Annotated in this window: 7 protein-coding genes; 2 read left to right on the plus strand and 5 right to left on the minus strand. The window is 28.7% G+C overall.

Going from position 1 to position 13,737, the window contains the following annotated elements; genetic code table 11:
• The first annotated feature begins 399 nt into the window (after positions 1 to 399).
• Complete coding sequence (locus I2A75_RS13880) at positions 400 to 2,733, plus strand: beta-galactosidase (protein WP_195265508.1); 2,334 nt, start codon at positions 400 to 402, stop codon at positions 2,731 to 2,733.
• Positions 2,734 to 3,162: 429 nt separating this feature from the next.
• Here I2A75_RS13880 and I2A75_RS13885 read toward each other — a convergent pair whose 3' ends face one another.
• A complete protein-coding gene (locus tag I2A75_RS13885) occupies positions 3,163 to 3,723 on the minus strand; it encodes a hypothetical protein (RefSeq protein ID WP_195265510.1) in 561 nt (186 codons plus the stop codon).
• A 324-nt stretch (positions 3,724 to 4,047) separates the two neighbouring features.
• On the opposite strand from I2A75_RS13885, the gene I2A75_RS13890 reads away from it, so the two are divergent.
• On the plus strand, positions 4,048 to 4,677 hold the full coding sequence (locus I2A75_RS13890; protein ID WP_195265512.1) for a hypothetical protein: 630 nt from the start codon (positions 4,048 to 4,050) through the stop codon (positions 4,675 to 4,677).
• 59 nt (positions 4,678 to 4,736) lie between these two features.
• On the opposite strand, the gene I2A75_RS13895 is transcribed toward I2A75_RS13890, so the two are convergent.
• The 4 genes from I2A75_RS13895 to bsh form a co-directional block, all read right to left on the minus strand.
• The gene (locus I2A75_RS13895; protein WP_195265514.1) at positions 4,737 to 7,205 is read right to left on the minus strand and encodes a glycoside hydrolase family 95 protein; all 2,469 of its coding nucleotides are present in this window, start codon (positions 7,203 to 7,205) and stop codon (positions 4,737 to 4,739) included.
• A gap of 10 nt (positions 7,206 to 7,215) precedes the next feature.
• Positions 7,216 to 9,459: a glycoside hydrolase family 3 C-terminal domain-containing protein gene (locus I2A75_RS13900; RefSeq protein ID WP_195265517.1), complete on the minus strand. Its 2,244-nt coding sequence runs from the start codon at positions 9,457 to 9,459 to the stop codon at positions 7,216 to 7,218.
• A gap of 172 nt (positions 9,460 to 9,631) precedes the next feature.
• Positions 9,632 to 11,971 (minus strand): alpha-xylosidase, encoded by a 2,340-nt coding sequence (yicI, locus tag I2A75_RS13905; protein WP_195265535.1) that lies wholly within the window; start codon positions 11,969 to 11,971, stop codon positions 9,632 to 9,634.
• Between the two features lie 425 nt (positions 11,972 to 12,396).
• On the minus strand, positions 12,397 to 13,386 hold the full coding sequence (gene bsh / locus I2A75_RS13910) for a choloylglycine hydrolase (protein ID WP_195265519.1): 990 nt from the start codon (positions 13,384 to 13,386) through the stop codon (positions 12,397 to 12,399).
• Between the last annotated feature and the right edge of the window lie 351 nt (positions 13,387 to 13,737).

Below are 13,737 nucleotides of genomic sequence, written 5' to 3' on the forward strand. Positions count from 1 at the left end.
TATTTAAAATATCTAATATGGCGTTAAAAATTTTTATTGTTTGAGCGCAGAGAATTATAAAAATTTAGTCATCTTTGATATCTTAAATTTAGAATTGTCTTCGAAATTATATAAAAATCGGAAAGTTAATACATATCACTATATTTAATTCGTAATTTATAACGAGTTTTCTTTATGTAAACATTTATATTATAAATACTATTTTAATGTATCTTTTTATTTATGTAAACATACACACTTTACGATATCCCAATAAAACCACTAATTTTTTTAGTAATTTTAATATAATTAATAACGTATTAATAAATTTTTTTCTATTATAAACTTTAGTTAATTATATATAAATAAGTTACAGTACTAGTGTAATAAGTATTTAAAAAATATATAGGAGGGAATGAAATGATTAGTTCAAAAACACCTTTCATACTTTATGGTGGGGATTATAATCCTGATCAATGGCCAAAAGAAATAATAATTGAAGATATGAAGTTTTTTAAAGATGCTAATATAAACGTTGTAACTTTACCTGTATTTAGCTGGGCATTATTACAACCTGATGAAGATACTTATAATTTTGAGTGGTTAGATGAAATATTAGATCTACTTAAGGAAAACGATATCTTTGTTTGTATGGCTACTTCTACTGCTGTTCAACCTAATTGGATGTCAAAAAAGTATCCTGAAATTTTACCTACTGACTTTAATGGCATGAAAAGAAAATTTGGAGGAAGAGTTAACTTTTGCCCAAATAGTGAAAAATATCGTGAGTTCTCTGTAAAACTTGCTACAAAACTCGCTGAAAGATATAAGGATTATTCAAACATAATAGCTTGGCATATAGGAAATGAATATGATAACTATTGCTATTGTGAGCATTGTGAAAATAAATTTAAGGAATGGGTTAAAAATAAATACAAAACTATTGAAAATGTTAATAAAGCTTGGAATATGAATTTCTGGGGCCACACCCTTTATAGCTTTGATGAAATAGTTGCACCTTCTGGCTTAAGTGAAGTTTGGTATGGCTATGATAAGCAATGCACTAACTTTCAAGGAATTGCTTTAGATTATAATAGATTTATGTCTGACTCTATCCTTGAATGTTACTTAGGTGAATATAATGTTTTAAAAACTATAACTCCTGATATAAAAATTACAACTAATTTTATGGGTACATTTAAGCCTTTGGATTACTTTAAATGGGCTAAGCATATGGATATAGTTTCTTGGGACAACTATCCTGGTTTAAATGCTCACCCAAGTGATACTTCAATGCGTCATGATTTAATGAGAGGCTTAAAAAACGGGGATCCCTTTATGCTAATGGAACAAACTCCAAATCAACAAAACTGGCAACCTTATAATAGTGTAAAAAGACCTGGGGTTATGAGGCTATTAAGTTATCAAGCAGTTGCTCATGGAGCTGATACAGTTATGTTCTTCCAGATGAGACAATCCATTGGAGCTTGTGAAAAATATCATGCTGCAGTTATTCCACATGCTGGACATGAAAACACTAGAACATTTAAAGAATGTGCAAAGCTTGGTGAAGAACTTAAATCATTAGGAGATACAATAATCGATTCAAAATATGATGCAAAAGTTGCTATTATATTTGATTGGGACAACTGGTGGGCAGTAGAATTTTCAAGTGGTCCATCTATTCAACTTAGATATGTTGAGCAAATTGAAAAGTATTATAAAGCTTTCCATAACCTTAATGTAGCTGTAGATTTTGTTGAACCAAATGGAGATTTCACTAAATACTCAGTAGTATTAGGACCAGTACTTTATATGCTTCATAATGGAGTTGCTAACAATATTAAAAACTATGTTTCAAATGGAGGAACTTTCATAACTACTTACTTTAGTGGATATGTAAATGAAAATGATCTAGTTCAACTTGGAGGTTATCCAGCAGAGCTTAGAGACATGCTAGGACTTTGGGTTGAAGAAATAGATGCCCTTCCACCAGATATGAACAATTCTATTAACTTTAGAAATAATTTAAGCAATGCAACAAATACTGAAAAAATAGAAAATGTGGTTACTGAATTTAATAACGTAGTAACTACAGAAAATATAATAAATAATGATTCTAATAATGTAGGTACTGCATCTAATGCTTCAGTAACTACATCAAATAAAATAGATAATAAATCCAACAATGTAGGTACTGAGTTTAATGACATAGTAACTACATCAAATACTGTAGTTACTAAATTTAATAACACAGTAACTACAACTAGTAATATAAACTCTATTTCTAATGAAGGAACAAAAGTAAATCCTGTAGAAAATTATGCTATGAAAGATAGCTATACATGCGATATGGTTTGCGATATCATCAATTTAGAAGGGGCTACTCCACTTGCTGTTTATGGATCAGACTTCTATAAAGATTCTCCTGTGTTTACAGTAAACACTTATGGCAACGGTAAGGCTTATTATATAGGAGCAAATCCTGAACAAAACTTCTTAAATGACTTTGCAAATTCTCTTTCTAAGGAAAATAATTTATTAATAGATATTCCAAATGTTGATGGAGTTGAAATTACTAGAAGATTCAAAGATGATTATAGCTTAACATTTATTTTAAATCATAATAATGATGAAGTTAATATAACTTTAGATGATAAGGAATATATAAATCTATTAAACAATACAGCTGTAAAAGGTAATATAATATTAAAAGCTAAAGATGTGGCTATATTAAAAACTATAAATAAATAATTTATTAATAGAAATTTATGGGCTTAAGGTTGTAATAACTAAGATACCCGTAAAATGGAATTTAGTTAATCCCTTTAGTTTAGTTAATAACTTTTTTCATATAAATCTCTTTAATAATATAAAAAGAGGATGTCTCTAAAGATTTTTCTTATATTTGTTTATTAAATTACTACCAATTATTATTATTAAAAAATAAAATAGTGTATAAAATAAAAATAAATGATATAATATAAATAAGAAAAGCATCGTACGGCTAATACGATGCTTGCCCTAGAACGTTTTACGTTGGGCTATTGATAGTGTAAATTGTTACAAGAAGAACGGCATTAATCTTGAGCGGATGGATGTCGTTTTTCTTTGCTATTAATCTTAATATTTAGACCTAAAAGTTTTAAATTTATCTTCTCTACTCCTACTGATACTTTAAATTCATTTTTTATTTTCTATATTTGTTATAAATATTTCCTTATCTTGCTCACTTTCAAATATAGTTATTGGAATTACTAACGGATATACTTTTTTTATTTTATTCTTCATGAAAACAGATGATATAATTATATACCCCTTAAATTGATCTACAAAAATATTTTTATCCAAGTTAATATTTAAATTTTTTTCATTATATTTAACCTCTATATATTCATCTTTTAAAAGAATTATTTTTTCAGCTGAAAATAGTTGCTTTTTTTTATAATACTTATGCGCAATATTTTTAAGTCTTTTCATCATCAATTTAGGCAAAATTTTCAAAAAAAGATATATTATAAATAAAGTTAAAGCTATTATAATTAATGCATAAAAGCTTAATATGAAAATATTTAGATAAAATTTCGGATCACTTCTAATTGTATATATAATAACTATACTTGGCGTTAATATTGCAATTACACTTAAAAACATATAATATTTTTTCCACCAAAAAGATTTTAAATAATTATATTCTAATAATTTTTCTATATCTTCTATATTATTTTTAAATTTAATATTCATAAATCCCCTCTTATTTCTAATCATAGTTTTTATTACATTGATTATATCATACCTTTTAATATGAATATCATTTACCTCTTAAAATTTAATAATTTGCCTAAATGAATTTTTCAAAAGAACTAAAGATGAAAATATTAAACCATTTATGAACCATAAAAGTATATTTTATATATTACAAATATACTTTACCCACTTATTTCCTGTATAATTATGTTAAGAACATTAAATCCAAAATAACTTATGATATTTCTAATATCATTATATCTTATTACGTTATCAAATTATATCTATTTCATATCAAATTTATATTAATGGGATGTTTTTATGAGATCTTTTAAATCAACTCTATCACTTGCCTTACTATCATGCTCTACACTATTTCTATTTGGATGTTCTGAATATGGAGCTGACGGTAAACCAGTAATTTACTTATATCCAGCTGAAGAAAAAACTATTAATGTTAAATTGGACTATGATGGTGAACTTACTTCTACTTATCCTACATACAATGATGGATGGACTGTTAATGCTAAACCAGACGGTACATTAACTAACTTAGAAGATAATAAGGAGTATTCTTATTTATTTTGGGAAGGAAATCCCAATGTAGACTTAAATATTTCTGAAGGATTTGTTGTAAAAGCTGAAGATACAAAAGACTTTTTACAAGAAAAGTTAGAGTATCTAGGTTTAACACCAAAAGAATACAATGAATTTATAGTTTATTGGCTTCCTATTCTTCAAGAAAATAAATATAATCTTATATCCTTTGCAGGTGAAGAATATAATAATTATGCCAAACTAGAAATAACCCCAAAACCAGATTCAATTTTAAGAGTTATGATGATTTATAAACCATTGAAAAAGCCTATAGAAATTAAAGAACAAGAATTAAAACAATTTGAAAGAACAGGCTTTACAGTTATAGAATGGGGTGGAAGACAGGTAGACTAAGACTTATTTAACTTCCAACTTTCTAAGCCTCAGGGACATTTCCCCTGGGGCTTAATATTTTACATTCCTGCAATTGTATAAGTAGAACCTTTCTTAGCTTCAAATGTAATTACGTCTTTATAATTGCAAACATTATTCTTATTTCCAATCTCATTTTCTTGACTTAAATACTTACTATAATGAACTTCACAAATTCCATCATTATCAGAAATAATATTAACATATATAAGTTTATTATCTTTCCAGCTTATATCAACAGTATACCCACCTCTTGCTCTCAATCCCTTCACTTCGCCACTTTTCCATGACTTAGGTATAGCTGGAAGTATTTCTATATATCCTTGGTGGCTTTGAATAAGCATTTCTGCTATTCCTGCTGTTCCGCCAAAATTTCCATCTATTTGAAATGGTGGATGTACACAAAATAAATTTGAGTATGTTAGTTTGCTTAATAGTATATTTAAATATTTATTTGCTAGTTCTGGTTCTTTTAGCCTTGCATAAAAATTAATTATCCAAGCACAGCTCCAACCTGTATGTCCACCACCTTGTGATAATCTTCTTGATAGAGTATTTTTGCATGCTTCAATTAAATCTTTATTTTTATACTCTGTAATTTCTTTACCCGGATATAGTCCGAACAAGTGTGAAATATGCCTATGACCCGGTTCTTTTTCATCAAAATCCTTAAACCATTCTTGGATACCACCAAATTTATTTATTTTATATTTAGGCAATTTATCTAAAGCCTTTTGGATTTTCTCTCTAAAGTCTAAATCAATATCTAGCTCATTGCTTACTCTTATTACATTATTAAATAAATCTCTAGTTATAGATATATCCATAGTTGATGATTTACTTAAACAACAAGCTCTGCCTTCATTATCTAAAAAGTTATTCTCAGGAGATGTTGATGGACATGTATTTAAAACTCCTTTACTATCTTCTCTTAGCCAACTTAATAAAAAGCTAGCTGAACCTTTTAAAATAGGATAATATTCTTTTAAAAATTCCTTATCTCTAGTAAAGTCATAATGTTCAAAAATATGCTGACAAATCCATGGACCTCCCATTGGCCAATATCCCCATTCACAGCTTCCTAAAACAGTATTGGAATATCTCCAAATATCAACGTTATGATTTGCTGTCCACCCTTCACAATTAAATTCCTCTCTTGCAGTTTTTTCTCCTGATATACTAAGATCTTTAATCATATTTAATAATGGCTCATGGCACTCTGAAAGATTACAAACTTCTGCTGGCCAATAATTCATTTCTGTATTTATATTTATAGTATAATTACTACTCCAGGGTGGTCTTACTTCTTCATTCCAAATTCCTTGAAGATTTGCTGGCTCACTACCACTTCTTGATGAACTAATTAAAAGATATCTTCCATAATGAAAATAAAGAGTTATTAACCCTAAGTCCTCTTCTCCACTTTTTAATCTTTCAAGTCGTTCATCAGTTGGTAGTTCTTCTATATTTTCTACTTCTCTGTCCTTACTTTCTTTTAATATATTTTGCCATTGTCCTTTTGTATTTTCATTTTTTCTTTTACTTTGTCCTTTTTCATTTTTATTTTCATTTTCATTATTTCTATTTGCTTCTTTTCCTAGACGAAATTCCACTCTATCAAATAACTCGCTATATTCCTTAAAATGATTATTAAATAGTTCATCATAGGATAACTTTTCTGCATTATTTATGATAATTTCGCTTAAAGCCTTTTCATCTCTTCCTGCCGAACCTTGCTTTATATTAAATTCTTCAAAGTTAGTACTTGCTGATAATATTAAAATTGCTTCGCTTGAATTTCTAACTTCTAATATATCTTCATTAACATTTACTTTTCCATCTTTATTTTTAATCCTTATCCTTGTACAGAATTTTGTTCCTAGCTCATTATTTTCATCATAAATTATGGTTTCATCACTTACGTAACTAGGCAAAATCTTAATTGGTGCTATCCCTTTTAAAACAAGTCCAATATCTCCATCTTTATTACTCTGACTTTTTAATAAACTATTTAATCTTATATCAAAATTAAGGCTTTGATCTTTAGTTGAAGTTATCTTTATTACTAATACCTTATCTTTTGCAGAAACAAAGGCTTCTCTTTTAAATTCTGTATTTCCTATATTATATTTAACTGTTACCAAAGCTTTATCTAAATCTAATTCTCTAGTGTAATTAGAGTATTTTTCATCTTCATAATAAAAATCTAAATATAAATCTCCAAGTGGTGCATAAGATTCTGTATATCCAGAAAGCATTTTTTCATTCATTAGCTTTTGTGCTTCAAAATATTCTTCTTTATCAATTAATTCTCTTGCTTTATCAAGATATTTTTTTGCTTCATAATTTGTTTTATCTTTTGGAATACCAGTCCATAAAGTATCTTCATTTAAGGCTATTCTCTCTTTAAATACATCACCTAAAACCATTGCTCCTAATGATCCATTTCCAAGAGGAAGGGCTTCTACCCATTCCTCTGCTTTTTCTTTATACCATAATCTCTTACTCATAAGTCACCAACTAAAATTTATATTGATTTTTTATATTTATAGTTTCCTTTAATCTTAAATCAGCTGAAGATGAACCAAGAATTATGTTAAAATATCCTTCTTCTACTATCCATGAATTTATATCTTCCTTATAAAATGCAAAAGCATTTTTATCTAAAATTATAGTGACTTCTTTTGTTTCTTTTGGCTCTATATATACCTTTTCAAAGCCTTTTAATTCAATATCGGGTCTCTTTTCTGTAGCTTCAACATCATTTATATATAATTGAACAATCTCTGCTCCTGCCACATCTCCTATATTTGTTATATCTAAAGTAACCATTACTTTCAAACCATCTTCTAGTGCTTTTTCTAGATTCTCTTCTAATTCTTTTTCTAAGTCATTTTCTAATTCTTCTTTTAAGCTCTTTTCTAATGATTTCTCTAAATTACCTTCTACCTCTTGTATATTATCTCCCATTTCATTTACTGAAACTCTTAAATTATCATAAGCAAAGCTTGTATATGATAGACCATGTCCAAATGCAAATAATGGTTCTACATCATAACTTGAGAAATATCTATATCCAACAAATATACCTTCATCATATCTAACCTTATCAGAACCTGGGAATTCTCCAATGCAGTGTGCTGGTGAATCTTCTAATCTTTTTGGAATAGTAACTGCAAGCTTTCCTGATGGATTAACATCTCCAAATAGAACCTCTGCTAAAGCTACTCCACCTTCCATTCCATTGTATGAAGTATGAATTATTGCTTTTGCTTTATCCTTAAAACTTGACATATCTACTGGTGAACCTGCTGTTATTACAACTACTGTATCTTTATTTACCTTTAATAATTCTTCTATTACTTCATATTGATTATATGGAAGTAACATATTTGTCTTATCATTGCCTTCACTATCTATATTTACTACATCTTCTTCTTTATTTGAATGTAAGGCATTTTGATATAATTCAAAGTTTTCCTTAATATGTTTTAATCCACCTACAAATATTACTGCATCAGAATTTTTAGCAAGTTCAATAGCTTCATTTAATAGATTTTCTCTTTCATCTTCTTTAAAAGTGTATCCCTTAGCATATTTTACTTCTGTATTTCCACCAAGCTTCATTTTTAAACCAAGAAGTGGAGTTACTTCATATAAAGCTTTAATTTCTGCTGATCCGCCACCTAATGAATGTCTTATATCAGCATTTTCACCTATAACAGCAACAGTCTTTATTTCTTTTTCATTTAATGGAAGTACATTTTCTTCATTTTTTAAAAGGACTATTGATTCTCTTGCTATTTCCAAAGTTTTTTCTCTATTTTCATAACTATTGTATGTTCCTTTTTTTCTATCATCAGAAAACATATTTAATTTATACATTAACTTTAAGATATTTCTTATCTTATCATCTATAACTTCTTCTTTAATTAATCCTTCTTTCACAGCCTTTATCATTGGGTTTGCAAAGAAGTATTCATCAAAGTTATAAGTTACAGACATTTCTATATCCATACCTGCTTCTGCTGCTTCTTTAGTATCATGAATTCCAGACCAATCTGATACTAATACTCCATCAAATCCCCATTCATCCCTTAAAATCTCTTGAAGTAACTTTGGATTATGAGCACAGTAATGACCCCATATTTTATTGTAAGCAGACATCATTGAATAGGCACTTCCTTCTTTTACTGCTGCTTCAAATGCTGGAAAATAAATTTCTCTTAAAGCTCTATCACTAACTACAACATCTACATTTAATCTTTCTGTTTCTTGATTGTTTACTGCAAAATGCTTAACACAAGCTGCAACATCATTATCTTGAACACCTTTAATATAAGGTACAGCCATTTCCTTTGTTAAGTATGGATCTTCTGACATATATTCAAAATTTCTTCCACATAGTGGACTTCTAATAATATTTATTCCTGGAGCTAATATTATATCCTTACCTCTTCCCCTTGCTTCATTTCCTAATACATAACCTTCTTTATAAGCAAGTTCTCTATTCCAAGTTGATGCTAATGCTGTATTAGATGGAAGATATGAAACATAATCATCGCTATAACCATATGGAACCCAACTATTATCAGGAAACTCATTTCTCACTCCCATTGGACCATCTGCCATTTTTAAAGGTTTAATTCCAAGCCTTTCTACTCCTTCTGTTCTAAAAAGCCCAGCTCCATGTATCATTCCAACCTTTTCTTCTAAAGTAAGCTTACTTAATATTTCTTCTATATTATTTTCATTAACTTTCATAACTAATCCTCCACTTTATTAATTTAAAATTGATAATGGCCAATTGAGAATTACGGTTGAAATTCTTACAGAACGTCCTTAGTTCTCAATTGTCAACTGTCAATTCTCAATTCTAATCTAGCCTCAGCAAAAGTTGTTAGCTTATACTGAGGCTATATTTATTAATATAAATTTATTTTAAGGTGCATATTATTTTTGAGTTTTTATTAGCTGGTGTTAATCTAACACCTCTCTTTTCGATTGTAACATCTGCTCCCTCGATCTTTTCAACATGGAAAATACCATTTAATAAGATGCTGTAATTATTGTTTGCTTCTATATCAAAAGTAACTACTTTATTATTTCTTAATGCTTTAGCTTTTAATACCACTTCTGCATTTTGATTTAATACTTCTGTATAGGCTTCCTTATTATCTACTAAATCAAATACTTCTAAAGTAACATCCTTGCCATAATCATAGTTAGGAATATTATTGTTTGCTCCTACTGCAACTATGCTGTTTTCTTTAACCATCATTGGAATGCTTAGGTAGTCATGCTTTTCTCTTACCCATCTTCCACCTTCATAAGCTTTTCCTGTTATAAAGTTAGTCCATTTTCCTTTTGGTAAATAGTATTCTGCTATTCCTTCTTCATTAAATATTGGAGCTACTAAAATATTATCTCCAAGCATATATTGTCTATCTAAGTATCTGCAAGCTGGATCATCTTGATTTTCTAATATCATTGATCTCATTACAGGGATACCTTTAATTGATGTATCGTATGATGTCTTAAATAAATATGGCATTATACTACATTTTAATTTTGTAAAGAATCTAACTACATCACATGATTCTTCATCATAAAGCCATGGTACTCTATAAGATGTACTTCCATGTAATCTGCTGTGAGATGATAAAAGCCCAAATGCTGCCCATCTCTTATATACATCTGGTGTTGAAGTACTTTCAAATCCTCCAATATCATGGCTCCAGAATCCAAAGCCTGACATGCATAGTGATAATCCACCTCTTAAGCTTTCTGCCATTGATTCATAATCTGAAGTACAGTCTCCTCCCCAATGTACTGGGAATTGTTGTCCACCTGCAGTTGCTGACCTTGCAAATAATACTGCTTCATTTTCACCTTTAACTTCTTTTATAACATCAAAAACTACCTTGTTGTATATTTGTGTATAGTAGTTGTGCATCTTTTCTGGATCTGAACCATCAAAGTATGTGCAGTTTGTTGGGATTCTTTCGCCAAAGTCAGTCTTGAAGCAATCAACTCCCATATCCATTAATGCTTTTAATTTATCTCCATACCATTTGCAAGCTTCTGGATTTGTAAAATCTACTATTGCCATTGCAGGTTGCCACATATCCCATTGCCATACATCACCATTTTTCTTTTTAATAAAGTATCCTTTTTCTTTTCCTTCTTCAAATAATGAAGATTCTTGAGCTATATATGGGTTGATCCATACACAAATCTTTAAGCCTTTTTCTTTTAATCTCTTTATCATTCCTTCTGGATCTGGGAAAACCCTATTATCCCATTCAAAATTACACCAATTAAAGTCCTTCATCCAGAAACAATCAAAATGGAATACATGAAGTGGAATATCTCTACTTGCCATTCCATCAACAAATTCATTAACTGTTTTTTCATCATAATTAGTAGTAAAAGATGTTGTTAACCATAATCCAAATGACCAAGCTGGAGGTAACGCAGGTTTACCAGTTAAGCTTGTATAATTTTCTAAAACTTCCTTCATATCATTTCCTGTGATTATATAATAATCCAAACATTCTCCAGGAACACTAAATTGAACTTTTGTTACTTGTTCTGATCCAACTTCAAATGATACTCTTTCTGGATGATTTACAAATACTCCATACCCTTTATTTGTTATATAAAAAGGTATATTCTTATAACTTTGCTCTGTACTTGTACCACCATCTTCATTCCATATATCTATGGATTGTCCATTTTTAACGAATGGAGTAAATCTTTCTCCGAGTCCATATACTGCTTCTCCAACTGATAAGCTTAATTGATCTCTCATGTATGTTTCAATATTGTCTTCATCTAAGAATTTTGTATTTGTTTCTCTAAAATATGCTGCACTTCTATTTGCACTCTTTGTTAAATACTTATCTCCATTATAGAATTCCATTGAAAAATTATTTTTATCTATTTTTACATTTAAATCTCCAGATTGTACTGTTATAAATTCTTCATTTTCTTCTGTAAATATATTCTTATTATCTTCCTTCACTTCAAAATATGGTCCCACATCTTGTGCTCCCATATAATGATATGATCTTATTCTAAGAACATTTTCTAATGGTGAAGAAATTTTATAGGTAATAACTGGCCCCCCTAGTGTATCACCTCTATGATTTATTCTATTACATGGTGTATGCATAGTTAAAACCTTTTCATTTTTAGCAGAACTATATACTTCTTGTGGACTAAATCTAGTTATTCCATCTTTATTTAACCAACAACCATTACTAAACTTCATCATTAATCACATCCTTACTCTTATTTTTCACCTTTTATTTGGTGTTAATATTAAGCTTATTTTAGTTTTATCTTACTTTTGCTTTATATTTTTCACAATTTTTCTTGCAAACTTTATGCTTATTTATCTTATTTATCTTTTGCAAATTTCTTTTCATACTTTTTGAAATTTATCTTAAGTTTTTGAGAATCTCATATGCCTTTAAGAATATTGTTATTTACCTCTTACAACATTTCTCTTACAACATTTCTCTTACAACATTTACATCATCATTATAGCTTAGGATTTAGCTTGCATATACCTAGTAAATTCTATATGTTTTATTGTAATAATTAGTGTTTAGTAAAAGGTAGACAAAAAAATATAATGAAGACACTTGATTTTTACTTAAATGTCTTCATTATACCTATCCTAATATTAGTATTCTAATTTTCAAAATTTATAAGTTGCTTATCTCTATATTCAAATATCTTTATTTCTGTAGCATCTAAATTTTCTTTATTCATATCAATTGCATTTATTGTACTATTGTTATAAGTATTGTAATAGTAGATTCCTTTTTCTTGAATCATACAAGAAGTATATTGTGTTATATCATTAAGATTTTGTGGAGTAACAACTGCTCCTTTTACCATTGCCACTGAGTTTAATATATGAAAAAACTCAGATATTGCTGATATATAATCATCTCCAACTACTGCATTACTTCTTAAAAAAGTAGCTTTTACAAATCTTGATGGTGATGAAAAATCTCCTGGAATTCCCCTTCCTCCTGCACCTTGACCCAAAGCTTTTAATTCTACATCTCCCCATTTTATTTCAGATGGCTGATGAGAAGATACTCCAATATATTGAGTTAAGTTAGTCATATGCCAATCAAAGGTTGGAGCATTAGTTAAAATTCCTATCTTATTCTCAAATATATTAAGCCCACTCTTTGTATTTTCTACAACTATACATTTACCTTTTGAATCATATATAATCCAATGAAGTGTTGGCAAAGGTACATTTTCATTTACAGGCCTTGCTACTAAATTTAACCTCTCTAAATGACCCCTTAAATCTTCAATATATTCAAAATTTCCTAAAGCCCATAGTATTAAATCATATGGAGGAATATTTATCTTTCCATCTACAACATCATCTTCCCAATAAGCATATCCAGGAAAGTTCAATCCAGCACAAGCTAATCCTTTTTCATTCATTGCTTCAGCATAACATGGATGTCCGTCTATTATAGTTCCCATTCCAATCATCGCATATTTAGTATTTACCCTTTCATTTGTAGCTCTATTTTTATAGCTAAAATTTCTAGGAACAAGTGCTACTGATTGTTTAAAAGAAACCTCTATATCCATATTTCTCCCAAATAAATGATATCCTTCTTTTGTTTGTAAAGTTAAAGCTGTACACATATCAATCCTCCTATATACTTCTATTATTTTCTTTTGTCATTTTACTTGTACTATTTTTACTTTTATTACTTTTGCTTTATTTATATTTCCCCAAAATACTTAATTTAATTTATTATTACTTTATTTAATTATTAGGCTCTGTTTTAATTAAGTGTTGATTTATTATACTATTGTGAAGTAATAAAAAAGTATAACATTAATATTTATATTTTTTGTAAATATAACCCATAATTAATGTATAATAAAAATGTACATTAATTAGCAATTGTATTAAAGAACTAAATCGCTAAAAGCGACGGCAGATGGCAGTGATTAAACTTAATTTTATATGGAAAAAATAAGAAGTGAAGT

Origin of the sequence: Clostridium sp. 1001275B_160808_H3 (genome assembly GCF_015550425.1) — a bacterium.
Classification (GTDB): domain Bacteria; phylum Bacillota; class Clostridia; order Clostridiales; family Clostridiaceae; genus Clostridium.

Coding starts and splice junctions, on each gene's coding strand:
- I2A75_RS13880 (WP_195265508.1), top strand. CDS start 400: ATGATTAGTTCAAAAACACCTTTCATACTTTATGGTGGGGATTATAAT.
- I2A75_RS13885 (WP_195265510.1), bottom strand. CDS start 3,723: ATGAATATTAAATTTAAAAATAATATAGAAGATATAGAAAAATTATTA.
- I2A75_RS13890 (WP_195265512.1), top strand. CDS start 4,048: ATGAGATCTTTTAAATCAACTCTATCACTTGCCTTACTATCATGCTCT.
- I2A75_RS13895 (WP_195265514.1), bottom strand. CDS start 7,205: ATGAGTAAGAGATTATGGTATAAAGAAAAAGCAGAGGAATGGGTAGAA.
- I2A75_RS13900 (WP_195265517.1), bottom strand. CDS start 9,459: ATGAAAGTTAATGAAAATAATATAGAAGAAATATTAAGTAAGCTTACT.
- yicI (WP_195265535.1), bottom strand. CDS start 11,971: ATGAAGTTTAGTAATGGTTGTTGGTTAAATAAAGATGGAATAACTAGA.
- bsh (WP_195265519.1), bottom strand. CDS start 13,386: ATGTGTACAGCTTTAACTTTACAAACAAAAGAAGGATATCATTTATTT.